The organism is Kitasatospora sp. NPDC057015, from assembly GCF_042673745.1.
Classification (GTDB): Bacteria; Actinomycetota; Actinomycetes; order Streptomycetales; family Streptomycetaceae; genus Kitasatospora.
On the sequence record NZ_JBHUSG010000060.1, the window covers coordinates 1 to 22,421 of the forward strand.

Here is a 22,421-nt window from a genome sequence, read left to right on the forward strand (position 1 = left end):
GGGCCGTGGGCGGCGCCCCGCGCGCCGCGGTCCACCGAGTCCAGCAGGTGCCTGTGCACGGCGCCGCCCCGGTGGACCGGGATGTCCCCCGGATCCAGCAGGCCGGCGCGGTCCACCGGGCCGCTCAGAGTCATCGTCGGGTGCAGCGTGAACCCCGCCCGCCGGTAGCGCCGGGCCGCCGCGGGGGAGGGCGAGGCGCAGAGCAGCCCGCGCAGGCAGCCGCGGCCGTGCGCCGCGGCCCGCTCCAGCAGCAACCGCCCCACCCCCTGCCCCTGGGCGCCGGGCCGCACCACGAACAGGGCCAGGATCCACACGCCCTCGCGGCGCAGCGACAGTGCCGCGCCGACCGCCTCGCCCTCGTGCTCCGCGATCCAGCACCCCTGCGGATCGGTGCGCGCCAGGTGCCTGGTCCTGGCCGCCTGCTGGACGGCGCGGGCGTTCGCCCGGTCGGGCTCCTCCGGCCGCCGCGCCGCACCGGCGCCGTCCGACAGGCCCTCGAAGGCGGCTTCGGCGATCAGCCGCACGGCTTCGGCGTCAGCGGCGGTGTCTTGCACCTGGCGCAGGATCATGGCTCCCATCCTGGCAATCGGGGGCGCCCGGAGTGACCCGTTCGCGCGGATCGGGCGGTGACCACACCCCTGTGGTGTGCGAGCATGGGGAATGTGGGGAACGGGCCGCGAATCCCGTCCTCCGAAAGAACCACCGCCCGGGAATTGAATCCGGGTGGCCGCTGGTTGGTACTGGCGGCAGATCGTCGTCAACGACCGGGAGTAAGCAGATGACCGTCCAGGACGAGACCACCGTCGAGAGTGGTCTGCTCCTTACCGATGCCGCCGCGGCCAAGGTCAAGGGCCTGCTCGAGCAGGAAGGCCGCGAGGACCTGGCGCTGCGTGTCGCCGTCCAGCCCGGCGGTTGCTCGGGCCTGCGCTACCAGCTCTTCTTCGACGAGCGTTCGCTCGACGGCGACGTTCTCAAGGACTTCGACGGCGTGAAGGTCGTCACCGACCGGATGAGCGCCCCGTACCTCGGCGGCGCCACCGTCGACTTCGTGGACACCATCGAGAAGCAGGGCTTCACGATCGACAACCCGAACGCCACCGGCTCCTGCGCCTGCGGCGACTCGTTCAGCTAGCAGTACCGCGAAGGCGGCCCCCGGGTGATCCCGGGGGCCGCCTTCGTCGTTCCCCCCGGAGTGACCGGAGTGACCGGAGTGACCGGAGTGAGGGGCCGGGGGGAACGTGGTGCTACTTGTCCGCCGGCGCCGGCGGCCCGCCCGCCACCTCGGCCTCCAGCGGCACCTCGGCGCCGTTGGCGGCGTCCATCACGGCCCGGCCCATCAGCGGGCCCTTCAGGTCCGCCGTCACGGACTGCCGCTTGGCGACCGCCGCGCAGGACGTCCCGGGGGCGATCGGGGTGGCCACCACGATCCGGACGTCCACCCGGCCGGGCCGGCTCTCGTCCGTCTTCAGCCCGTACTTCTCGCAGATGCCGCCGTAGAACCAGACGGTCAGCCGGTTGCCGCTCAGCTGGTAGCCGATGGTCTGCCGGCCGCCCGGGACGGGCGCGGGCTCACCGGGGGCGATGCCGGGGCCGGTCGGCTGCGGCCCGTCCGGGCCGATGCCCGGCGTGGCGCCCGTGCCGGGGGTCGGCGGGGCCGGCGCCACGGGGCTCGCGGACGGGCTCATCGGGCGCGGGTCCGGCGCCGAGGGGGCGGGCGAGGGCGAGGTCGAACCGGGCTCCGCGGGCGCCGACACCGACGGTGCCGCGGGCGCCGTCGGCGCCGCGCCGTCGGAGGCACCGGAGCCGCCCGAGCCGCAGCCGGCCGCGACGGCGACCGCCAGGACCACGCCGGTCAGGGCCACCGCCCGCCGTCCGCCGGGGCGTCCGGCACCCCGGCGCCGCACGGGCCGGGCCTTCGTCTCCTGATCCATCACTGAATTCCTCCCGAGGGCTGGGCGGCGCCGCCTCCCCGGCGACACCGCGCCGGTTTGACGTGGTCCGGAGGAGTCCGGTTCCATCGCCGGCCCCGGCCCGCGCCGCCGCCCAGCCCCGGGCGCCCGCTACACGCCGTACTCGGCCATCCCGGCGACCAGCCGCTGCGCTCCCGACGGCACCGCGAAGCCCGGACCGGCAACCCGTACGGGCTCCTCGCCGAGGGCGGCCGGCGGCCAGAAGCGGCCCAGGCGCCGGGACGAACTCACCAGCGCGTCAAGGGTGTCCGGGTCCGCGTCGGCCCGCAGGGCGGGGGAGGGGTTCCGGGGGTGGGAACTGGACATCATCGGCCATCGCTCCGATCACCGTGCCGTGGCGACGGTGCCACGGACGTGGACGGGGGCCGCTGACGGGCCCCTCTTCCTGTGACCCTAGGACGCCCGCGGGGGCGCTGCCAGAGCTACCCGGAGGTAGTACCCGTTCGACCGGGCCGGGGCGGTCTTGCGGCCCCGGCCGCCGGGCCCGGTACCGTGGGGAGGTTCATCCGCTTCCCCTGGCCTCGCCGCCACCCCGAGGAGACCCTGTGCGTATCGCCGTCGCCGGCTCGATCGCCACCGACCACCTGATGACCTTCCCCGGCCGTTTCGCCGATCAGCTGGTCGCCGAGCAGCTGCACACGGTGTCGCTGTCCTTCCTGATCGACACCCTCGACATCCGCCGTGGCGGCGTCGCCGCGAACATCTCGTTCGGCATGGGCGTCCTCGGCCTGCGCCCGATCCTGGTCGGTGCCACCGGCGCGGACTTCGCCGAGTACCGCAGCTGGCTGCAGCGCCACAACGTGGACACCGAGTCGGTGCACATCTCCGAGACCCGGCACACCGCCCGCTTCATGTGCACCACGGACGAGGACCACAACCAGATCGCCTCCTTCTACACCGGGGCGATGGCCGAGGCCCGCTACATCGAGCTCAAGCCGATCGCCGACCGGGTCGGCAACCTGGACCTCGTCCTGATCGGCGCGGACGACCCGCAGGCGATGGTCCGCCACACCCAGGAGTGCCGCACCCGGGGCTACGCCTTCGCCGCCGACCCCTCCCAGCAGCTGGCCCGCCTGGAGGGCGACGACATCCGCGAGATCGTGGACGGCGCCGCGTACCTGTTCACCAACGAATACGAGGCCGCGCTCATCGAGAGCAAGACCGGCTGGGACGCGGAGGAGATCCTCACCCGCGTCGGCACCCGCGTCACCACCCTGGGCAGCAAGGGCGTGCGGATCGACCGCAAGGGCGAGGCGCCCATCACGGTCGGCTGCGCCCCCGAGGAGCGCAAGACCGACCCGACCGGCGTCGGCGACGCCTTCCGGGCCGGCTTCCTCGCCGGCCTGTCCTGGGAGCTGGAGCTGGAGCGCTCGGCCCAGCTCGGCTGCATGCTCGCCACCCTGGTGATCGAGACCGTCGGCACCCAGGAGTACGAGCTGCGCCCCGCGGCCTTCCTCAAGCGCTTCGAGAACGCGTACGGCGCCGAGGCGGCGGCCGACATCCGCGCGCACCTGGGCAGGTAGCACCGCCGGGCCGCGAGGCCCGCGCCCGCCCGGTGCGGCCCGCTCCTCCGGGTGCCCTACCGGGTGCGGCGGACCAGGTAGGCCGAGCCCCGGTCGCCGCCGTACCCGGCGGCCGGGGCCTCGCCCAGGTACTCCTGCTCCCGCATCCCGCACCAGGCCGGGATGTCCAGCCGGGCCGCCTCGTCGTCGGCCAGCACCGCGACCGTGCCGCCCGGCGGCACCTCGCCGATCCGTCGGGCCAGCTCGATCACCGGCAGCGGGCAGCGCTTGCCCAGGGCGTCGACGACCAGTGCGGCGGCCACCGGCCCGGCACCGCCCTCCGCCCCTCCGGCCTTCGCCTCCGCCGCGGCCGCTTCCCCCGCCGCCGCCCCGGTTCCGCGCGCGGGCTCGACGGCCGCTCCGCCCGCGAGCACGGCTCCGGGCGCCGGCAGGTCCAGCCCGAGCGGAGCCCGGACCCGTCCGACGACCTCCGGCAGGACGGCCAGGAAGCGTTCGACGTCCGCCCCGGCGGCACCGTACGGCAGCGAGACCCGGACGTTGCCCTCGGTCAGCACGCCCATCGCGGCGAGCACGTGGCTCGGGGTCAGGGTGGAGGAGGTGCAGGAGGAGCCGGAGGAGACCGCGAAGCCGGCCCGGTCCAGCTCGGTCAGCAGCACCTCGCCGTCCACGTACAGGCAGGAGAAGGTGACCAGGTGCGGCAGCCGCCCGACCGGGTCGCCGACCACCTCCACCTCGGGCACCAGCTGCGGGACCCGGGTCCTGATCCGTTCGACCAGCGCGTGCAGCCGGGCGTTCTCGCGGTCGGCCTCGGCCCGGACGGCGCGCAGCGAGGCGGCGGCCGCCACGATCGCCGGCACGTTGACGTACCCGGGCACCCGGCCCGACTCGCGTTCGTCGGCCGGCAGCGGCGAGACGTACCGGACGCCCTTGCGGACGGCGAGCACCCCGACCCCGGCCGGGCCGCCCCACTTGTGGGCACTGGCCGTCAGCAGCGACCAGCCGGCGGGTACGTCGGTCCGGCCGGCGCTCTGCGCGGCGTCCACCAGCAGCGGCACGTCCCCGCAGATCCGGGCGACCTCGCCGACCGGCTGGACCGTGCCGACCTCGTGGTTGGCGGACTGCAGGACGGCCAGCGCGGTGTCGGGCCGCAGCGCGGCGGCGAAGCCCTCGGGGGCGGCCCGCCCGAGCCGGTCCACCGGGACGACGGTGACCTCGCCCGTCCCGCTCCCCGCCGGTGTCAGCTCCCACCGTTCGGCGGTGTGCAGCACGGCGGAGTGCTCGACGGCGGAGTGCACCAGGTGGGCGCCGCGGCGGCGGTTGCCGGCCAGCGCGCCGAGCATGCCCAGCTGGAGGGCCTGGGTGCCGCTGGCGGTGAACGACACCTCGTCGGCCCGGGCGCCGAGCACCTCGGCGACCGTCTCGCGCGCGGCGTCGAGCAGCATCCTGGCCTGCCGGCCGGAGCGGTAGAGCCGGGCGGGGTCGGCCCACCCCTCGTCCAGTGCGGCGGTCAGCGCCTGCCGGGCGACCGGGTGGAGCGGGGCGGTGGAGGCCGCGTCGAAATACACGGTGACATTCAACTACAGACCGGGGGCGGCCCCACCGTCTCACCGTCCGTCAGTCGATCACCCGGTTTGTCCCTTTCGTCCGCACCCGACGGGTCGTCATCCACCCGGTGCGCCGCCGTCCCCCGATCGGGCGTACGGCCCTCGAAAGTCTGCTGTGACCTGCGAATCCGCCCCGGCCGGGCCTGATCGGGCGACCGGGCGGCGCGTTACCGGGACCTGCCCGTCAGCAGCGCATAAGGCTGGAGTAGGGTTTGGCCCGCATAAGCATTCAAACCGTGCCCGTGGACGGGTCGCCGGGGAGGTTCACCATCCTCCCCGGAGCGACGCGAAGGCGGGCGAGACTTCGGGAAGGCGCTACGTGAGTCCCAACGGCTCCGACCGCTCGCCGCGGCGCACGATGCGGCGGAAGCTGCCTCAGGCGCTGGCACTGGGCCTCGTCATCGCGACCGCTACCGGCTGCTCGGCCAACGACCTCCCCAGGCTTGGCCTCCCGAGTCCCGTCACCGAGCAAGGGCCCCTGGTCCTTCACATGTGGCAGGGCTCCTGGATCGCGGCTCTGGCAGTGGGCGCACTGATGTGGGGTCTGATCATCTGGAGCGTGATCTTCCACCGGCGCAGTCGCACCGGCATCCAGATCCCTCCGCAGACCCGGTACAACGTGCCCATCGAGGCGCTCTACACCGCGGTCCCCATCGTCATCGTGTCGGTGCTCTTCTACTTCGTCGCGCGCGACGAGTCGGAGCTGATCTCCACCTCCGCCAAGCCCGCGCACACGGTCAACGTGGTGGGCTTCCAGTGGAGCTGGGCGTTCAACTACGAGAACACCGAGAAGCCCGACCCGACCAGCACCACGGCGGCGTACGAGGTGGGCACGCCCGCCGAGCCGCCGACGCTGTACCTGCCGGTCAACGAGTCGGTCAAGTTCGTCCTCACCTCGCGGGACGTCATCCACGACTTCTGGCCCATCAACTTCCTGATGAAGATGGACGTCGTGCCGGGCGTGGTGAACAAGTTCGAGGTCACGCCGAACCAGATCGGCGAGTACAAGGGCAAGTGCGCCGAGCTCTGCGGCGTCGACCACTCGCGGATGCTCTTCAACGTGAAGGTCGTGTCCCGCGCGGACTACGACAAGCACCTGGCGGACCTCCGGGCCAAGGGCCAGACCGGCGCGGTGCCCTCCGGCATCACGACCATGGGAAGTGAAGAATAGTGACCATCCTCAACGAGCCCGCCGCGGCCGGCGGGGGCGCCGGGGCCGTCACGGTCGGCGGGGGCCAGCGCACCCGCAAGCCGGGTTCCACCGTCATCAAGTGGTTGACCACCACCGACCACAAGACGATCGGCACCCTGTACCTGGGGACGTCGTTCGCGTTCTTCCTGATCGGTGGCATCCTCGCCCTGGTCATGCGCGCCGAGCTGGCTCGTCCCGGGACCCAGATCCTGTCGAACGAGCAGTTCAACCAGGCGTTCACGATGCACGGCACGATCATGCTGCTGATGTTCGCGACCCCGCTCTTCGCCGGGTTCGCGAACTGGATCATGCCGCTGCAGATCGGCGCGCCCGACGTGGCGTTCCCGCGGCTGAACATGTTCGCCTACTGGCTCTACCTGTTCGGCTCGACGATCGCGGTGGCCGGCTTCGTCACCCCGCAGGGTGCGGCCGACTTCGGCTGGTTCGCCTACTCGCCGCTGTCCGACGCCGTCCGCTCGCCGGGTGTCGGTGCCGACATGTGGATCATGGGTCTGGCCTTCTCCGGCTTCGGCACCATCCTCGGCGCGGTCAACTTCATCACCACGATCATCTGCATGCGCGCGCCCGGCATGACGATGTTCCGGATGTCGATCTTCGTCTGGAACGTCCTGCTGACCGCCGTGCTGGTCCTGCTGGCCTTCCCGGTCCTCGCCGCCGCGCTCTTCGCGCTGGAGGCCGACCGAAAATTCGGGGCGCACGTCTTCGACCCGGCGAACGGCGGGGCGCTGCTCTGGCAGCACCTGTTCTGGTTCTTCGGCCACCCCGAGGTGTACATCATCGCGCTGCCGTTCTTCGGCATCGTGTCGGAGATCATCCCGGTCTTCAGCCGCAAGCCGATGTTCGGCTACTCCGGCCTGATCGCGGCCACCATCGCGATCGCCGGTCTGTCCGTGACGGTGTGGGCGCACCACATGTACGTCACCGGGCAGGTGCTGCTGCCGTTCTTCTCCTTCATGACCTTCCTGATCGCGGTCCCGACCGGTGTGAAGTTCTTCAACTGGGTCGGCACCATGTGGAAGGGCTCGCTGAGCTTCGAGACCCCGATGCTCTGGACGGTCGGCTTCCTGGTCACCTTCCTCTTCGGCGGCCTCACCGGCGTCCTGCTGGCCTCCCCGCCGATCGACTTCCACGTCTCGGACTCGTACTTCGTCGTCGCCCACTTCCACTACGTGGTCTTCGGCACCGTCGTCTTCGCGATGTTCGCCGGCTTCCACTTCTGGTGGCCGAAGATGACCGGCAAGATGCTCGACGAGCGCCTCGGCAAGATCACCTTCTGGACGCTGTTCATCGGCTTCCACGCGACCTTCCTGGTCCAGCACTGGCTCGGCGCCGAGGGCATGCCCCGCCGCTACGCCGACTACCTGGTCTCGGACGGCTTCACCACCCTGAACACCGTCTCCACCATCGGCTCCTTCCTGCTCGGCCTGTCGATCCTGCCGTTCCTCTACAACGTCTGGAAGACCGCCAAGTACGGGGAGAAGATCGAGGTCGACGACCCGTGGGGCTACGGCCGTTCGCTGGAGTGGGCGACCTCCTGCCCGCCGCCGCGGCACAACTTCCTCACCCTCCCGCGCATCCGCTCGGAATCCCCGGCGTTCGACCTGCACCACCCGGAGATCGCCGCGCTGGACTACCTGGAGGCGCACGGTGAGCCGGCCAAGCACTTCGCCGGCGTGACCCCGGCCAAGTACGACAACCCGCAGCTGGGCAAGGGCAAGAAGGACGGCGACGCCTGATGAAGGAACAGGGCAAGATCTTCCTGGGCTTCGCGGTCTTCATCCTCGCGATGGCGGTCACGTACGGCATCTGGACCTCGAAGAGCGACATCGGCTTCGAGGCGGCCGGCACCACCGCGCTGGTCCTGGCCACCGGCCTCTGCGCCATGATCGGGTACTACCTCGCCTTCACCGCCCGCCGGGTGGACAGCGGCGCGGGTGACAACCCCGAGGCCGAGGTCGCGGACGACGCCGGCGAGCAGGGCTTCTTCGCCCCGCACAGCTGGCAGCCGCTCGCGCTGGCGATCGGCGGCGCGCTGGCCTTCTGCGGCGTGATCTTCGGCTGGTGGCTGCTCTGGTGGTCGCTGCCGATCATCCTGATCGGCCTGTACGGCTGGGTCTTCGAGTTCTACCGGGGCGAGGACCAGAACCAGTAGGTTCCTCCCGCTCATCCACAGGGCCGGGCTTCCCGCAAGGGGTGCCCGGCCCTGCTGCGTCCGCCGGGTGGCGGCCTCACCCCTCCGGCGCAGCGCGGGGTCCGCCGGATGTCGCTATCCCCTGCGGTGTTCCTACGATCTGAACAATCGTGCGACCCCTCGGAGGCGGTCATGACCGGCAGGCGCGGAACCGCAGGTATACGCAGCATCTCCCTCGCACTCATATGCATGACACCCCTGGCGGCCTGCTCCTCGGGCGGCGGCCGCGACCAGGGCACCGAGCCCTCCCGGACGGTCGACGCGGCCCCGCTGGTGCACACCTCGGCCACCGGGCAGGTGGACCCGTCCAAGCCCCTCACCGTCACGGCCGAGCCCGGCACCCGGCTCACCGACGTCACCGTCAGCGGGCCGGACGGGCGGCTGGTCGCCGGCGAACTGTCCGAGGACCAGCGCAGCTGGCAGAGCACCGGCCACCTCAAGGCCGCCACCGGCTACACCGTGCGGATCGCCGCCGACGACGGCAAGGGCGGCCGCGGCGAGACCACCTCCAGCTTCAGCACCGTGGCGGCGCAGCGGCTGCTCACCGCCCAACTGGGCCCGGACTCCTCCGGCAGCGGCGTCTACGGCGTGGGCCAGCCGCTCACCGTCAAGCTCTCCGAGCCGGTCAAGGACCAGGCGGCCCGCCAGGAGGTCGAGGGGGCGCTGCGGGTGGTCTCGCAGCCCGCCGTGGTGGGTGCCTGGTACTGGGTCGACGACCAGAACCTGCACTTCCGCCCCAAGGACTACTGGCCGGCCAACGCGTCGGTGGCCCTGAGCTTCGACGGCGAGGGCGTCCGGATCTCCGACGGCCTCTACGGCGGAGCGCCGGCGACGCTGGCCCTGAAGACCGGCGACCGGGTCGAGAGCGTGGTCGACGCCGGCACCCACGAGCTGACCCTGACCCGCAACGGCCAGCTGGTGCGCACCATCCCCGTCACCACCGGCAAGCCGGGCTTCTCCACCCGCAACGGCATCAAGGTGGTGCTGGGTCAGGAGCGCGAGGTCCGGATGAGCGGGGAGTCCATCGGGATAGCCGCCGGCAGCTCGGAGTCGTACGACCTGCAGGTGCAGTGGGCGACCCGGGTCACCTGGAGCGGCGAGTACGTCCACGCCGCCCCCTGGTCGGTGGCCTCGCAGGGCGTGGACAACGTCAGCCACGGCTGTACCGGCATGAGCACCGAGAACGCCAAGTGGTTCTACGAGCAGACCCGGGTCGGCGACCTCGTCCAGGTGGTCAACAGCAAGGGCGCCGGCATGGAGCCCTTCGGCAACGGCTTCGGCGACTGGAACCTCACCTGGGAGGACTGGGTGAAGCACAGCGCCACCGGAAAGCCGGTCAGCACCGACGGCCCGCAGGGCCAGGGCCGGGCCGCCGCGGTGATCCTCCCTCAGCCGTAGCCGGCGGGGGCCCCGTCCCGCGCCGGCCGGCCGACGGCCGCTCCCCGGCCCGGACGACCCCGGGAGCGGCCGTCCCCGGTGGCCTACGGCGTCTCGTAGGCCACCCGCAACGCGGTCGCCACGGCGGCCTCGGCGTCCGCCCGGGGGACGCCGAGGCGTCGGGCCCGCTCCGCGTACTCGGTGGCCGCGGCGGCCGCCAGCCGGTGGGCGGTGTCCCCGGCGGCGGCGATCAGGGTGCCGCGCCGGCCGTGCGTCTCGACCACGCCGTCGGCCTCCAGCTCCCGGTAGGCGCGGGCCACGGTGTTGGCGGCCAGCCCGAGCTGCTCGGCCAGCGCCCGGACGGTCGGCAGCTTCAGACCGGTGGGCAGCTCGCCGCTGTGCGCCCCGTCGGCGATCTGGATCCGGATCTGCTCGTACGGGGGAGTGGCGGCGTCGTGGTCGACGGACAGCTGCACGGGGGCTCCTGACAACGGGGGGTGGCGGGGCGGGCGGTGTCTTCCGGGAATGGCCGAGGGCCGCCGACCAGATGAAGTCTGGTCAGCGGCCCTCGGGTGTGGCGCGGGGTGCGTACGGGATCAGTGGTGGCCGTGGCCGCTGGTGATCTCGTGGTGCTCCTCGGCGGTGGGCTTGGGGATCTGCCCGCTCTCGCCGAAGTAGCCGCGGGAGAGCTTCGCACGGGTGCGGGTGAGGATGCCGGTCTTGGCGGCCACACCGTTCTCGTCCACCTCGGCGGGCAGCTCCAGCGGCTGGAGCTGCTCGTGCGCGGTGAGCTTGTGCAGCTTGTCCTGCGGCAGCTGCGCGTGCACCTCGACGAACTCGCCGTGCGGCAGGCGCTTGATGACGCCGGTCTCGCGGCCGTGCAGCACCTTGTCCTTGTCACGGCGCTGGAGGCCGAGGCACCAGCGCTTGGTGACCACGAAGGTGATCACCGGGATGACGAAGAAGCCGATCCGTACGAAGTACGTGATGTCGTTGATCGACAGGTGCAGGTGGGTCGCGATCAGGTCGTTGCCGCCACCGATCAGCAGCACCAGGTAGAGGCTGATCCACGCGGCGCCGAGGCCGGTGCGGACGGGCGCGTTGCGCGGGCGGTCCAGGATGTGGTGCTCGCGCTTGTCGCCGGTGACCCACGACTCGATGAAGGGGTAGACCGCGATGACGGCCAGCACCAGCGGGAAGACCATCAGCGGCACGAACACACCCATGTTCAGGGTGTGGCCCCAGGCGCGGATCTCCCAGCCCGGCATGATGCGGATCAGGCCCTCGGAGAAGCCCATGTACCAGTCCGGCTGGGCGTCGGTCGACACCTGGTCGGGGCGGTACGGGCCGTACGCCCAGATCGGGTTGACGGTCGCGATCGCGGACATCGCCGCGATGATGCCGAACACCAGGAAGAAGAAGCCACCGGCCTTGGCCATGTAGACCGGCATCAGCGGCATGCCGACGACGTTCTTCTCGGTGCGGCCGGGGCCCGCCCACTGGGTGTGCTTGTGGTAGAAGACCAGGATCAGGTGCGCGACCAGCAGGCCGACCATGACGCCCGGGATCAGCAGGATGTGGATCGTGAAGAACCGCGGGATGATGTCGGTGCCCGGGAACTGGCCGCCGAACAGGAAGAACTGGATGTAGGTGCCCACCAGCGGCACGGCCAGGATCGCGCCCTCCATGAAGCGGATGCCCGTACCGGAGAGCAGGTCGTCCGGGAGGGAGTAGCCCATGAAGCCGTCGAACATGCCGAGGAAGAGCAGCAGGAACCCGAAGATCCAGTTGACCTCGCGGGGCTTGCGGAACGCGCCGGTGAAGAACACGCGCATCATGTGCACGAGCATCGCGGCGACGAACACGATCGCGGCCCAGTGGTGGATCTGGCGGATCAGCAGACCGCCGCGGACATCGAAGCTGATGTCCATCGTGGAGGCGTAGGCCTCCGACATCCTGATGCCGTTCAGCGGGGCGTAGGAGCCGTGGTAGACGACCTCGCCCATGCTCGGGTTGAAGAACAGCGTCAGGTAGACGCCGGTCAGGATGATGATGATGAAGGTGTAGAGGCAGATCTCACCGAGCATGAAGGACCAGTGGTCCGGGAAGATCTTGCGCAGGTTGGCCTTGGCGAGGGAGTAGATCCCCAGCCGGCCGTCCGTCCAGTCCGCCGCGGACTCCCACTTGTTGGCGGGCTTCTCGCGGGTACTGGCCGGCTTGGACGCGCCACGGGTGGCGCTGTTCGCGGCACTCATGAGCGCTCCCAGAAACTCGGGCCGACGGGCTCGGCGAAGTCGCCGGTGGCGACCAGGAAGCCCTCTTCGTTGGTGGTGATCTTCAGCTGCGGCAGCGGGTGCCCGGCCGGGCCGAAGATCACGCGAGCGCCGTCCGCCAGGTCGAAGGTCGACTGGTGGCAGGGGCACAGCGCGTGGTGCGTCTGCTGCTCGTAGAGGCTGATCGGGCAGCCGACGTGCGTGCAGATCTTGGAGTAGGCCAGGATGCCCTCGAAGCCGAGCTCGCGGGAGTCCTTGTCCTTGATGTTCTCCGGGGCGATCCGGACGAGCATCAGCGCGTCCTTGGCGATCTGCACCTGGAAGTCCTCGGCGTCCTCCTCCAGGCCCTCGGGCTTGGCGAAGGTGAGCGAGCCGACGAGGATGTCCTCGGCCTTCATCGGCTTGTTCGTGTTCATGTTGATCAGCGGCAGCGGCTTCTCGGGCGTCGCCACCTCCCAGCCGGTGTGCTGCAGCTTGTCCTCGGGCAGCGGGCCCAGGTCGCGCAGCAGCACCACGCCCGACAGCGGCACGAGCGCCATCGAGCCGATCAGGGTGTTGCGGAGCATCTTGCGGCGGCCGAAGCCGGACTCCGCGGCGCCGGTCTTGAACTGCTCGATGACGTCCGCGCGGACCTCGTCGTCAGCCTCGATCGCGTGCCGCTCGGCCGGGAGCTCGTGGTCCGACATCAGCGTGCGGGCCCAGTGGACCGCGCCCGCGCCGATGCAGAAGAGCGCCACCCCGAGGGTCAGGCCGAGCGCGAAGTTCAGCGCGCTGACGTGGCCCAGCGGGAAGATGTAGACGATCTTGTCCGGGTCGATCGCCACGTAGGAGGCGATGAAGCCCACCGTGGCGAGCATCGACACCACGAACATCAGCGACACCTGGTGCTCGGCGCGCTTGGCGGCCCGCTCGTCGATGTCGGTGCGGCGCGGCTCGTGGGCGGGCAGGCCCGGGTCGGCGAACGGGTCGCCGTGGGCGGCCACGTCACCGTGCGGTTCGGCGGAGCCGTGCGACTCCGGCAGCTTGTCTTCTGACATGTCGTGGCTCATGACTTCTTGGCCTTGGTGGTGTGGGCGGCGACCCAGATCGCGATCGCGATGAGGATGCCGAGTCCGAAGATCCAGCCGAACAGACCCTCGGTCACCGGACCGAGGCTGCCCAGGGTGAGACCGCCGGGGTTCGGCTCGCTGTCGAGGTGGTTGACGAAGGCCACGATCTGGCGCTTCTGCTCCTCGGGCATGGTCGTGTCCGGGAAGGAGGGCATGTTCTGCGGGCCGGTCTGCATGGCCTCGTAGATGTGCTTCGGGTCCACGTTCTCCAGGATGGGCGCGTACTTGCCCTGGGTCAGGGCACCGCCCTTGCCCGCGAAGTTGTGGCACTGCGCGCAGTTGGTGCGGAAGAGCTCGCCACCCGCCGCCACGTCATCCGGGTTGGTCGACTTGTACTGCTCCTCGGTCGGCGCCACCGGGCCGGGGCCGAGCGACGCGACGAACGCCGCGAGCTGGTCGATCTCGTGCTGGGAGTAGATGTTCTTCTTCTTCGGCACCTGCGCGCCGGGCTGCTGGGCCGGCATGCGGCCCGTGGCGACCTGGAAGTCGACCGCGGCGGAACCGACGCCTACCAGGCTCGGACCGTCACTGCTGCCCTCGCCGTTGAGGCCGTGGCATGAGGAGCAGCCGACCGCGAAGAGCTTCTTGCCCTCGTCGATCGCGAGCGACTGCGCGGCGGTGTCGGCCTGCGCCTTCTCGGCGGGCGCGAACGCGGCGTACAGCCCCCCGGTGGCCGCCAGGGCGAGAAGTAGAACGACCAGCGCCGCCAGTGGGTGGCGCCGTCGTGCGGAGAGCTTTTTCACGGAATAACCCCGGTGTCAGGATCTGGTCGACTGGTGGGTGCGCCCGGCGGCCGGTCTGGCCGGCACGGCAGGCTGCCTGTCTAGGGCTGCGCGCGCGGTCGGTCGGTGGGTGCGTCGTTCACCGGCCAGCAGGGGTCGTCGCCGGTGAGGGCGCCCTCGCGGCCGGCGGCCAGCGACCTGATCAGCTGGTTACTTGATCAGGTAGATGGTCGCGAACAGGCCGATCCACACGACGTCGACGAAGTGCCAGTAGTACGACACCACGATGGCGGCCGTGGCCTGCTCGTGCGTGAAGCGCTTGGCAGCGTACGTGCGCCCCAGGACCAGCAGGAAGGCGATCAGACCGCCCGTCACGTGCATACCGTGGAAGCCGGTGGTCAGGTAGAACACCGTGCCGTACGGGTCGGAGGACAGCGACAGGCCGTCCTTCGTGACCAGCTCGGTGTACTCGAAGATCTGGCCGCCGATGAAGATCGCGCCCATCACGAAGGTGATGACGAACCACGACCGGAGCTTCTTCACGTCACCGCGCTCGGCGGCGAAGACGCCGAGCTGGCAGGTCAGCGAGGAGAGCACCAGGATCGTGGTGTTGACGGAGGAGAAGGGCACGTTGAGCGCGTGCGCCTTCTCGCTCCAGAACTCCGCCCCCTTCACGGAGCGGAGAGTGAAGTACATCGCGAAGAGGGCCGCGAAGAACATCAACTCGGAACTCAGCCAGACGATCGTTCCGACGCTGACCATGTTCGGCCGGTTGACCGATCCGTGCGCGTGCCCGGTTTCTACTGCTGTTGCTGTCGCCACGACGGACATTATGTCGGTCCCTTATTCCGTCTTCACGCCGGGGGGTGTCCCTCGGAGTGTCCGGTGCGTGCGATATGCCCCGTTGGGGGCCGACAGGGCCCCGGCCAGCCCGGTCGGCGCGACTATGTCCGTTTTCTGACGGTTGTTCGGGCCGTCCGGCGCCCCCTGAAGGGGGTCGAGCACTCCTTTGCCCTGCGTGTCGCCGACCCCGCGGGCCCGTGGGGTCGGCTAGCGGGTCCGCCGTACGGGTGGTCTGTGCGCGCGAGGGTGACGCGGCGCGTCCAGGCGGATGACGGTCCAGCGCGTCGCCTTGGAAGGGAGGGGGCCGGGTCCGTCCGCAACCGGACGCGGAGCGCTCCGCCACCGGATCGCGCGGGAGGGGCTCCACGGCGGGTGATCGGGAGTAGCATCCGGAAGAGGTGGACGTGGTCCGGATCACATCTGAGGGAGCAGGGCCCCATGGCGCACACGACCGACGAGACGCTCACCGTCCTCGTCTACAGCGATGACCGCAACACCCGCGAGCAGGTGCGGACGGCCCTCGGCCGGCGCCCGGCCGCGGACCTCCCCGAACTCGACTACCTGGAGTGCGCGACCACGCCCGCGGTGCTCCGCGCACTGGAGAAGGGCGGCGTGGACCTCTGCGTGCTGGACGGCGAGGCCGTCCCGGCCGGCGGGCTGGGCCTGGGGCGCCAGCTCAAGGACGAGATCTACGGCTGCCCGCCCGTGCTGGTGCTGATCGGCCGGCCGCAGGACTCCTGGCTCGCCGCCTGGAGCCGGGCCGACGCCGCCATCTCCCACCCGGTGGACCCGGTGGCGCTGGCCGAGGCCGCCGCCACCCTGCTCCGCAACCGGATCGCGGGCCGGACCCCGGCCGCCCGCTGACGGCCCCGGCGGCCCGGCACCCCGGGCGCTCCGGGCGGGAGCCCGGGGCGCCCGCCCGGCCGTCGCCCGCTCCCGTGCGCTCAGGTCGGGGCCGGGGCCCCTCCCGGTGGGAGCGGCCCGTCCCGGTGCCGGTGCGTCGTCGCGGCACCGGTGGCTCGTCTCAGTACTAGAGAAGGGGAGCGGCGACGGGGGCGGGCCCGGTGCGCCGCTGGATAGGCTGGCCTCCTTGTTTCCGGAGCCCTTCCGGTGACACTGACGAGAGCTGGAGTCGGCCATGGTGAACGCGCACCCTGCGAACGGCGGCAACGACCCCGTGCAGGTGGTCCGCACCTGGCCGGACCTCCTGTCGGCACTCCTGAGGGGCGAGGACCTCACCCAGGACGACACCGCCTGGGCGATGGACCAGATCATGAGCGGCGCGGCCAGCCCCGCGCAGGTGGCCGGTTTCATGGTGGCCCTGCGGGCCAAGGGTGAGACGGTCGACGAGATCACCGGCCTGGTGGCCGCGATGTACGAGCACGCCGAGCCGCTGCACATCCCCGGCCCGGCCGTCGACATCGTCGGCACCGGCGGGGACCGCGCGAAGACGGTCAACATCTCCACCATGTCGGCCATCGTCGCCGCGGCCGCCGGCGCCAAGGTGGTCAAGCACGGCAACCGCGCCGCCTCCTCCTCCAGCGGCTCCTCGGACGTGCTGGAGAAGCTCGGCATCAACCTGGACCTCAGTGCCAGACGGGTCGCCGAGATCGCCGAGGAGGTCGGCCTCACCTTCTGTTTCGCCGCCAGGTTCCACCCCGCCATGCGGCACGCCGCCACCGCCCGCGGTGACCTCGGGGTGCCGACGGCCTTCAACATCCTGGGCCCGCTCACCAACCCGGCCCGGGTGGACGCGCACGCCATCGGCTGCTTCGACACCCGGCTGGCCGGGCTGATCGCCGGCGTGCTGGCCCGCCGGGGTGCCACCGCCCTGGTCTTCCGGGGTGACGACGGCCTGGACGAGCTGACCATCTCCACCACCTCGCGGGTCTGGCTGGTGAAGGGCGGGGTCGTCACCGAGACCTCCTTCGACCCGCGCGACGTCGGCATCGAGCTGGTCGGCATCGAGGCCCTGCGCGGGGCCGACGCCGCCCACAACGCCGAGGTCGCCCGCCGGCTGCTGGCCGGCGAGCGCGGGCCCGTACGGGACGCCGTCCTGTTGAACACCGCGGCCGCGCTGGTCGCCCTGGACCTCACCGAGGCCCCGCTCGCCGAGCAGCTCGCGGCCGGCATGGTCCGCGCCGCCGCGGCCGTCGACTCGGGCGCGGCCCAGTCGGTGCTGAAGCACTGGGCCGAGGCCACCGCCCGCCGCTGAGCGGGTGTCCGGCGCCGGCCGGGCTCCGGAGCCGCGCGTGCCGCCGGGCGGCCGGCGGCGATCACCGCACCGGGCCCGCGGAGCCGTGCTCCGCGGGCCTTCGCCGTGCCCCCGCGCCGGGCGGGCCTGTCCACATGGCGGACTGTTGTTTGACCACCAGGCGGGCGCCGCCTAGAGTTTTCGCCAGGTCATGAGTGACAGCGACAAGCCCCAGCTTGCTGTCCGGCAACCCTCCGTCCGTGGCGGGGTGCCCTGGGTGAGGACCGGGCCGCGCGGCAGACCGTCCGCGTGGCAAGCGCGGACCACCGGCACAGTCGCACTCCCGGGGTCCTTACCTCAGAGGAGTGCATCAACATGTCCGTGACCACCACCGAACTCTGCGCCCCGCTCGCCGTCCTCGGCCAGGACGTCCAGGTCCCGCTGGCCAACGGCGAGAAGGTCGGCTACGCCGCGCTCGACTACGCCGCCAGCTCCCCGGCGCTCCAGCGGGTCTGGGACGACGTCGCCGCGTACGCCCCCTACTACGGCAGCGTGCACCGCGGCGCCGGCTACCTCTCGCAGCTCTCCACCGACCTGTTCGAGCAGAGCCGCCGCACCGTCGAGGAGTTCCTCGACCTGCGGGACGGCGACCAGGTGGTCTTCACCCGCGCCACCACCGACTCGCTGAACCTGCTGGCGGGCGCCCTGCCGGCCGGCACCCGGGTCTTCGTCTTCGAGACCGAGCACCACGCGTCGCTGCTGCCCTGGCGCCGGGACGGCCTGGAGGTCGGCTACCTGCGCGCCCCCCGCTCGCACGCCGACGCCGTCGCCGCGCTGGACGAGGCGCTGGCCGGCGCCGGCGAGGGCCCGAAGCTGTTCTGCGTCACCGGCGCCTCCAACGTCACCGGCGAGCTGTGGCCGGTCGCCGAGCTCACCGAGACCGCCCACCGCCACGGCGCCCGGGTCGTCCTGGACGCCGCGCAGCTCGCCCCGCACCACCGGGTCTCGGTCCGCGAGCTCGGGGTCGACTGGGTCGCCTTCTCCGGACACAAGCTGTACGCGCCGTTCGGCTCCGGGGTGCTGGCCGGCCGCAGCGACTGGCTGGACGCCGCCGAGCCGTACCTGGCCGGTGGCGGTGCCACCCGCACCGTCGCACGCGAGGTGGACGGCTCGGTCGCCGTCGAGTGGCACTCCGGCCCGGCGCGGCACGAGGCCGGCTCCCCGAACGTGATCGGCGCCTACGCGGTGGCCTCCGCCTGCCGGGCGCTGACCGAGGCCGGCTTCGACGCGCTGGAGGCCCGCGAGCAGCAGCTGATCGCCCGTCTCAAGGCCGGCCTGGCCGAGATCCCCGAGGTCCGGGTGCTCAGCCTGTTCGGTGACACCCCGCTGCTCACCGACGTCGCCCGGGTGGGCGTGCTCTCCTTCGTCGTCCAGGGCTGGAACAGCTCGCACTTCTCGGCGGCGCTCTCCGCCGAGTACGGCATCGGCGTGCGCGATGGCCTGTTCTGCGCCCACCCGCTGGTGCGCACCCTGCTCGGCGGCGAGGAGGCCCCGCCGTCGGAGTGCGGCGCGCCGGAGGCCTCGCTGCCCGGCGAGCGCAGCCTGAACGCGATCCGGGTCAGCTTCGGCGCCGGCACCCCGGACGAGCACGTGGACCGGTTCCTGACCGCGGTCCGCGAGCTCGTCACCGAGGGCGCGGCCTGGAACTACCGCAGCGAGGGCGGGCGCTGCGTCGCGGACACCCGCCGGGCCGGCTGACCAGGCGCCCGCGGCACCGGTGCCGGCCCTGGCGCCGGCACCGGCCGGCCCGGCTACTCGTCGAGGCCGAGGGCGAACGCCGCCTCCAGGTCGTGCTGGGAGTACGTGCGGAAGGCGATCTGGGTCTCGGTGTGCGCCACTCCCGGCACCTTGTTGAGCTGACCGGGGATCACGTCGGCCAGATCGTCGTGCCTGCGCACCCGGACCATCGCCACCAGGTCGTAGCCGCCGGTCACCGAGTAGACCTCGCTGACACCCTCGATGGCCGTGATCGCCTCGGCGATCTCCGGGATGCGGTCGACGCTGGTCTTGATCAGGACGATGGCGGTGATCACTCTGCTGCTCCTTTGTGGGGTGTCGTCAGCGTAGCCGCCGCCCCGCCCGGCGTCAGCGCGCCGCCGACCGGCGCCCTGGCGGCCCGCGTCCTCAGCCCGTGGCGGGCGGGCCCACCGGGCCCCGGCGGGCGGCGGCCCGCGCGGCCCAGGTGAAGAGGAAGCCCGCGGCGAAGCCGATCACGTGCACCAGGTACGCGACGCTCGTCCAGCCCGGCGGCCGCTCGGTGCCCGCGAACCCGGCCGAGCGCACCGACCACCACTGCAGCGCGAACCAGAGACCGAGCACCAGCCAGGCCGGGAAGCGCAGCGGCAGGAAGAGGAGCAGCGGCACCAGCGTGGTCACCCTGGCCTTCGGGTACAGCCGCAGGTAGCCGCCGAGGACGCCCGCGATCGCCCCCGACGCGCCGACCAGCACCCGGGTCGAGTCGGCCGAGTGCACCTCCGCGATCGCGTAGCCGTACGTCGCCAGGGCGCCGACCGTCAGGTAGAAGAGGACGAAGCGGGCCCGCCCGAGCCGTTCCTCCACGCCGGCGCCGAAGACGTAGAGGAAGAGCATGTTGCCCACCAGGTGCAGCCAGCTCGCGTGCACGAACAGCGAACTGAGCACCGAGAGCACCGGGGACTTGCCCGGGGTGGGCGCGAGCACGCAGGACTCGGGCTGGACGATCCGCCCGGCCTCCAGCGGGCGGTGTTCCAGCAGTTCGGCCGGGATCACCCCCCACCGCTGCTCGTAGCGCTGCTCGGCGCAGACCCGGGCCTGGCCGGAGCCGTACAGCGGGTTCAGACCGGCTGCCGGGCCGAGCAGGAACACCAGCGTGTTGAGGGCGATCAGGGCGTACGTGACCACGGGGACGGGGACGGCCGGGCGCCCGTCCCGCGCGCCGGTGGGGTCGAGGACCGGGATCGCCATGAGGGTGAGCATTCCTCGGCCGTGCGGCGGCGACACCGGCCCGTACTGCGTGTGGGTGACCGCGGAGCATGATCCGGACCGGTGGCGGGTGCGCAGGCCCCAGGCAATAGGCTGGGGGGCGGGCATTCCCCGCCTCCCGCCGCCGACGCCGGGCTCCGGGGGGAGCGCCTCCCGCCCAGACCAGGGAACCGCCGAGAGGACCCCCCGATGACCGTCCCCGCCCTGACCGCAGAGACCCGCTGGCGCTGCACGCTGTGCGGCAACCTGACCCGCTTCGACGTGACCCGGACCGCGAGGGTGGTCGAGTACCTGCACTTCGACCTGGCGGGCGAGTCCAAGGTCGAGGAGACCGAGGTGCTGGCCGAGACCGTCGAGTCGGTGCGCTGCCGCTGGTGCAACGCGGTCGACCAGGTCGAGCTGGTGGACCGTCCGGGCGCCGAGGCCGAGGCCGCCGAGCAGGCCTGAGGCAGCGGCCGGTCGGCCCGCCCGCGGCCCCGGCACCCTGCCCGGGCCCCGCCGGCGCCCCGGGGCCGCCCCCGCCGCCCCGCCCTGGGCCCGCGCCGGGGGGCCCCCCCGGCGGCCCCGCCCCCGGCCCGGGCCCGGCGGGGGGCCCGACCGGCGCCCGCCCGCCCGGAGTGTGGCGTGGCGCGGTGCGGGGCACCGTACAGGGACAATTGCAGAGAGCGGTGAGTTTCAGGGCAGCGGCAGTGGGCCGTGAGCACCCCGCAGAACAGGATCGGAGCCGAGGACGTGGTGGACGCAGCGAGGGAGCCCGCCGGACCGCAGGGGCAGCCGCCCGCTGTGGACGCGCGGCCCCCGGACGCGGTCGAGGGCGTCCCGGCCGGCACCGAGGACGCGGACGGGGGCGCCCCGGCGGGCACGGGCACGGTAGACGGCTCGGCGGACGCGGACCCGGGCGCGATCGACGACGCGGGCACCGGCGAGCGGGACGACGCCGCCCAGGCGCACGCCCACGTCCACGCGGACGCCACTGACGGGGACGGCGCCGGCGAGCGCGCGGGCGAGCAACTGGACCGCCCGCTGCCGGAGGGCGTGCGCCGCCGGGTGGTCGGCATCGCCGCCGACGCGCTGGGCGGCCTGCCGATCGCCGACCTCCCGCTGTCGCTGCGCCAGTACGCCAAGTTCACCCCGGCCCGGCGGGCCAAGTACGCCGCCACCGCGCTGGCCGCGGCGCTGGAGTCCGAGCCCGCGTTCCGGGTGCGGATAGCGGACCGGCTGCGTCTGGGGCAGCCCGACCTGGTCAGGGCGCTGGAGGCCGGCAACGTGCCCGGCGCCGCCGACCCGATGGACGTCGCCACCGCCGCGTACCTGCTGCGCCCGCCCGGCTGGGCCCGGCTGGTCGCCCAGGCGGGGGAGCTCGCCGAGCGGGCCGGCGCGGAGGACGCGGCCGCCGAGTCGGCGAGGCTGGCCGAGAAGCTGCAGGCGGAGCTGGCCGAGCTGCGGGCCTCCGCGCGGACGGACCTGGAGCGCCAGCGCGCCGAGTCGGAGAGCGTGCGCCGGGAGGCGGAGTCGCTGCGCAAGAAGGTGCGTTCGCTGGAGAGCGACACCCGCAGGGCGCAGGCCGAGACCCGCAAGCTCGCCGCCGAGCTGGACGCGCTGCGCACCGCCTCCGGCGCCGAGCGCAGCGCCGCCGAGGGCGAGACCCGCCGGCTGCGGCACCGGATCTCCGAACTGGAGACCGCGGTGGAGCAGGGCAGGCGATCGGCCCGCGAGGGCCGCAGCGTGGAGGACATGCGACTGCGGCTGCTGCTGGACACCGTCCTGCAGTCGGCGCAGGGGCTGCAGCGGGAGCTGGCCCTGCCGGTGGCCCGGATCCACCCGGCCGACCTGGTGGAGGCGGTGGAGCCGGCCTCGGCCTCGCCGCACGACGTGGCCCGGCGGGCCCTGTCGGAGGACGATCCCGCGCTGCTGGACCAGCTGCTGGCGATCCCGCAGGTCCACCTGGTGGTGGACGGCTACAACGTGACCAAGACCGGTTACCCCGCACTTCCGCTGGAGCAGCAGCGGATCAGGCTGCTCGGCGGGTTGGCGATGCTGGCCCAGCGCACCCAGGCGGAGGTCACCTGCGTCTTCGACGGCCAGGACCTCGACGTCCCGGTGATGATGGCGCCGCCGCGCGGGGTCCGGGTGCGGTTCAGCCGGACGGGGGAGACGGCGGACGAGCTGATCCGGCGCCTGGTGCGGGCGGAGCCGCAGGGGCGGCCGGTGGTGGTGGTCTCCACCGACCGGGAGGTCGCGGACGGCGTGCGCAACGCGGGCGCGCGCCCGGTGGGCTCGGTGCTGCTGCTCAACCGGCTGGCCCGGGCCTGACCCGGGTGCTCTCCCGGCGGTCGTGCAGGTGGGCGGGCGGGTCCGCGGGCGGTCGGGACGGAGGGGCC

22 protein-coding genes and 1 riboswitch are annotated in these 22,421 nt (G+C 72.5%); of the genes, 11 read left to right on the top strand and 11 right to left on the bottom strand.

Annotated elements, in window-relative coordinates:
• Positions 1 to 569 (bottom strand): GNAT family N-acetyltransferase (locus ACFTWP_RS36225; RefSeq protein ID WP_380269325.1); only part of this gene is annotated, 569 nt, incomplete at its 3' end.
• Positions 570 to 778: 209 nt separating this feature from the next.
• Here ACFTWP_RS36225 and erpA point away from each other — a divergent pair.
• The gene (erpA, locus tag ACFTWP_RS36230; RefSeq protein ID WP_266323909.1) at positions 779 to 1,132 is read left to right on the top strand and encodes an iron-sulfur cluster insertion protein ErpA; all 354 of its coding nucleotides are present in this window, start codon (positions 779 to 781) and stop codon (positions 1,130 to 1,132) included.
• A 112-nt stretch (positions 1,133 to 1,244) separates the two neighbouring features.
• Here the strand turns inward: erpA and ACFTWP_RS36235 are convergent, their stop codons facing one another.
• Both ACFTWP_RS36235 and ACFTWP_RS36240 read right to left on the bottom strand, forming a co-directional pair.
• Positions 1,245 to 1,931, bottom strand: coding sequence for a hypothetical protein (locus tag ACFTWP_RS36235; protein ID WP_380269326.1), 687 nt, complete (start codon positions 1,929 to 1,931; stop codon positions 1,245 to 1,247).
• A 129-nt stretch (positions 1,932 to 2,060) separates the two neighbouring features.
• Positions 2,061 to 2,279, bottom strand: coding sequence for a hypothetical protein (locus ACFTWP_RS36240; RefSeq protein ID WP_380269327.1), 219 nt, complete (start codon positions 2,277 to 2,279; stop codon positions 2,061 to 2,063).
• A gap of 236 nt (positions 2,280 to 2,515) precedes the next feature.
• Here ACFTWP_RS36240 and ACFTWP_RS36245 point away from each other — a divergent pair, with 236 nt between their 5' ends.
• Entirely contained in the window at positions 2,516 to 3,493 is a 978-nt protein-coding gene (locus ACFTWP_RS36245; RefSeq protein WP_380269328.1) for a carbohydrate kinase family protein, read from the top strand.
• Positions 3,494 to 3,549: 56 nt separating this feature from the next.
• Here ACFTWP_RS36245 and ACFTWP_RS36250 read toward each other — a convergent pair whose 3' ends face one another.
• Complete coding sequence (locus ACFTWP_RS36250) at positions 3,550 to 5,058, bottom strand: cysteine desulfurase/sulfurtransferase TusA family protein (protein WP_380269329.1); 1,509 nt, start codon at positions 5,056 to 5,058, stop codon at positions 3,550 to 3,552.
• Between the two features lie 358 nt (positions 5,059 to 5,416).
• Here ACFTWP_RS36250 and coxB point away from each other — a divergent pair, with 358 nt between their 5' ends.
• From coxB to ACFTWP_RS36270, 4 genes are all read left to right on the top strand, one after another.
• Positions 5,417 to 6,268: a cytochrome c oxidase subunit II gene (gene coxB, locus ACFTWP_RS36255; RefSeq protein ID WP_380269330.1), complete on the top strand. Its 852-nt coding sequence runs from the start codon at positions 5,417 to 5,419 to the stop codon at positions 6,266 to 6,268.
• Complete coding sequence (ctaD, locus tag ACFTWP_RS36260) at positions 6,268 to 8,046, top strand: cytochrome c oxidase subunit I (protein ID WP_380269331.1); 1,779 nt, start codon at positions 6,268 to 6,270, stop codon at positions 8,044 to 8,046. The genes coxB and ctaD overlap by 1 nt, the downstream gene beginning before the upstream one ends.
• On the top strand, positions 8,046 to 8,462 hold the full coding sequence (locus tag ACFTWP_RS36265) for a cytochrome c oxidase subunit 4 (protein WP_380269332.1): 417 nt from the start codon (positions 8,046 to 8,048) through the stop codon (positions 8,460 to 8,462). Before ctaD ends, ACFTWP_RS36265 begins: the two co-directional genes overlap by 1 nt.
• A gap of 228 nt (positions 8,463 to 8,690) precedes the next feature.
• Positions 8,691 to 9,899: an Ig-like domain-containing protein gene (locus ACFTWP_RS36270; protein ID WP_380269333.1), complete on the top strand. Its 1,209-nt coding sequence runs from the start codon at positions 8,691 to 8,693 to the stop codon at positions 9,897 to 9,899.
• An 83-nt stretch (positions 9,900 to 9,982) separates the two neighbouring features.
• Here the strand turns inward: ACFTWP_RS36270 and ACFTWP_RS36275 are convergent, their stop codons facing one another.
• From ACFTWP_RS36275 to ACFTWP_RS36295, 5 genes are all read right to left on the bottom strand, one after another.
• Positions 9,983 to 10,354, bottom strand: a complete 372-nt coding sequence (locus ACFTWP_RS36275) for a GntR family transcriptional regulator (RefSeq protein ID WP_380269334.1) — start codon at positions 10,352 to 10,354, stop codon at positions 9,983 to 9,985.
• A gap of 120 nt (positions 10,355 to 10,474) precedes the next feature.
• Complete coding sequence (locus tag ACFTWP_RS36280; protein ID WP_380269335.1) at positions 10,475 to 12,133, bottom strand: cytochrome bc complex cytochrome b subunit; 1,659 nt, start codon at positions 12,131 to 12,133, stop codon at positions 10,475 to 10,477.
• On the bottom strand, positions 12,130 to 13,188 hold the full coding sequence (locus ACFTWP_RS36285) for a Rieske 2Fe-2S domain-containing protein (RefSeq protein ID WP_380269336.1): 1,059 nt from the start codon (positions 13,186 to 13,188) through the stop codon (positions 12,130 to 12,132). Before ACFTWP_RS36285 ends, ACFTWP_RS36280 begins: the two co-directional genes overlap by 4 nt.
• An 8-nt stretch (positions 13,189 to 13,196) precedes the next feature.
• Complete coding sequence (locus tag ACFTWP_RS36290; RefSeq protein ID WP_380269337.1) at positions 13,197 to 14,003, bottom strand: c-type cytochrome; 807 nt, start codon at positions 14,001 to 14,003, stop codon at positions 13,197 to 13,199.
• A gap of 189 nt (positions 14,004 to 14,192) precedes the next feature.
• Positions 14,193 to 14,813 (bottom strand): heme-copper oxidase subunit III, encoded by a 621-nt coding sequence (locus tag ACFTWP_RS36295; RefSeq protein ID WP_380269338.1) that lies wholly within the window; start codon positions 14,811 to 14,813, stop codon positions 14,193 to 14,195.
• Positions 14,814 to 15,263: 450 nt separating this feature from the next.
• On the opposite strand from ACFTWP_RS36295, the gene ACFTWP_RS36300 reads away from it, so the two are divergent.
• The 3 genes from ACFTWP_RS36300 to ACFTWP_RS36310 all read left to right on the top strand — a co-directional run bounded on the left by ACFTWP_RS36300 (position 15,264) and on the right by ACFTWP_RS36310 (position 18,777).
• Complete coding sequence (locus ACFTWP_RS36300; protein ID WP_380269340.1) at positions 15,264 to 15,689, top strand: hypothetical protein; 426 nt, start codon at positions 15,264 to 15,266, stop codon at positions 15,687 to 15,689.
• A gap of 274 nt (positions 15,690 to 15,963) precedes the next feature.
• On the top strand, positions 15,964 to 17,040 hold the full coding sequence (gene trpD / locus ACFTWP_RS36305; RefSeq protein WP_380269341.1) for an anthranilate phosphoribosyltransferase: 1,077 nt from the start codon (positions 15,964 to 15,966) through the stop codon (positions 17,038 to 17,040).
• Between the two features lie 186 nt (positions 17,041 to 17,226).
• Positions 17,227 to 17,344, top strand: a riboswitch (SAM riboswitch).
• Between the two features lie 50 nt (positions 17,345 to 17,394).
• The gene (locus ACFTWP_RS36310; protein WP_380269342.1) at positions 17,395 to 18,777 is read left to right on the top strand and encodes an aminotransferase class V-fold PLP-dependent enzyme; all 1,383 of its coding nucleotides are present in this window, start codon (positions 17,395 to 17,397) and stop codon (positions 18,775 to 18,777) included.
• A gap of 53 nt (positions 18,778 to 18,830) precedes the next feature.
• Here ACFTWP_RS36310 and ACFTWP_RS36315 read toward each other — a convergent pair whose 3' ends face one another.
• Together ACFTWP_RS36315 and ACFTWP_RS36320 are read right to left on the bottom strand one after the other, a co-directional pair.
• Complete coding sequence (locus ACFTWP_RS36315; protein WP_380269343.1) at positions 18,831 to 19,112, bottom strand: Lrp/AsnC family transcriptional regulator; 282 nt, start codon at positions 19,110 to 19,112, stop codon at positions 18,831 to 18,833.
• A 91-nt stretch (positions 19,113 to 19,203) separates the two neighbouring features.
• Positions 19,204 to 20,022 carry a rhomboid family intramembrane serine protease gene (locus ACFTWP_RS36320; RefSeq protein ID WP_380269344.1) on the bottom strand — a complete coding sequence of 273 codons (819 nt, stop codon included), beginning with the start codon at positions 20,020 to 20,022 and terminating at the stop codon, positions 19,204 to 19,206.
• A 207-nt stretch (positions 20,023 to 20,229) separates the two neighbouring features.
• Here ACFTWP_RS36320 and ACFTWP_RS36325 point away from each other — a divergent pair, with 207 nt between their 5' ends.
• Both ACFTWP_RS36325 and ACFTWP_RS36330 read left to right on the top strand, forming a co-directional pair.
• Entirely contained in the window at positions 20,230 to 20,487 is a 258-nt protein-coding gene (locus tag ACFTWP_RS36325) for a hypothetical protein (RefSeq protein ID WP_380269345.1), read from the top strand.
• A gap of 249 nt (positions 20,488 to 20,736) precedes the next feature.
• A complete protein-coding gene (locus ACFTWP_RS36330; protein ID WP_380269346.1) occupies positions 20,737 to 22,353 on the top strand; it encodes an NYN domain-containing protein in 1,617 nt (538 codons plus the stop codon).
• Positions 22,354 to 22,421: the final 68 nt, after the last annotated feature.

What these genes read in the sequence shown, in the direction of transcription:
- erpA (WP_266323909.1), top strand. Translation starts at nt 779, where the DNA reads ATGACCGTCCAGGACGAGACCACCGTCGAGAGTGGTCTGCTCCTTACC.
- ACFTWP_RS36235 (WP_380269326.1), bottom strand. Translation starts at nt 1,931, where the DNA reads ATGGATCAGGAGACGAAGGCCCGGCCCGTGCGGCGCCGGGGTGCCGGA.
- ACFTWP_RS36240 (WP_380269327.1), bottom strand. Translation starts at nt 2,279, where the DNA reads ATGATGTCCAGTTCCCACCCCCGGAACCCCTCCCCCGCCCTGCGGGCC.
- ACFTWP_RS36265 (WP_380269332.1), top strand. Translation starts at nt 8,046, where the DNA reads ATGAAGGAACAGGGCAAGATCTTCCTGGGCTTCGCGGTCTTCATCCTC.
- ACFTWP_RS36270 (WP_380269333.1), top strand. Translation starts at nt 8,691, where the DNA reads ATGACACCCCTGGCGGCCTGCTCCTCGGGCGGCGGCCGCGACCAGGGC.
- ACFTWP_RS36280 (WP_380269335.1), bottom strand. Translation starts at nt 12,133, where the DNA reads ATGAGTGCCGCGAACAGCGCCACCCGTGGCGCGTCCAAGCCGGCCAGT.
- ACFTWP_RS36285 (WP_380269336.1), bottom strand. Translation starts at nt 13,188, where the DNA reads ATGTCAGAAGACAAGCTGCCGGAGTCGCACGGCTCCGCCGAACCGCAC.
- ACFTWP_RS36295 (WP_380269338.1), bottom strand. Translation starts at nt 14,813, where the DNA reads ATGTCCGTCGTGGCGACAGCAACAGCAGTAGAAACCGGGCACGCGCAC.
- ACFTWP_RS36300 (WP_380269340.1), top strand. Translation starts at nt 15,264, where the DNA reads ATGGCGCACACGACCGACGAGACGCTCACCGTCCTCGTCTACAGCGAT.
- trpD (WP_380269341.1), top strand. Translation starts at nt 15,964, where the DNA reads ATGGTGAACGCGCACCCTGCGAACGGCGGCAACGACCCCGTGCAGGTG.
- ACFTWP_RS36310 (WP_380269342.1), top strand. Translation starts at nt 17,395, where the DNA reads ATGTCCGTGACCACCACCGAACTCTGCGCCCCGCTCGCCGTCCTCGGC.
- ACFTWP_RS36320 (WP_380269344.1), bottom strand. Translation starts at nt 20,022, where the DNA reads ATGGCGATCCCGGTCCTCGACCCCACCGGCGCGCGGGACGGGCGCCCG.
- ACFTWP_RS36325 (WP_380269345.1), top strand. Translation starts at nt 20,230, where the DNA reads ATGACCGTCCCCGCCCTGACCGCAGAGACCCGCTGGCGCTGCACGCTG.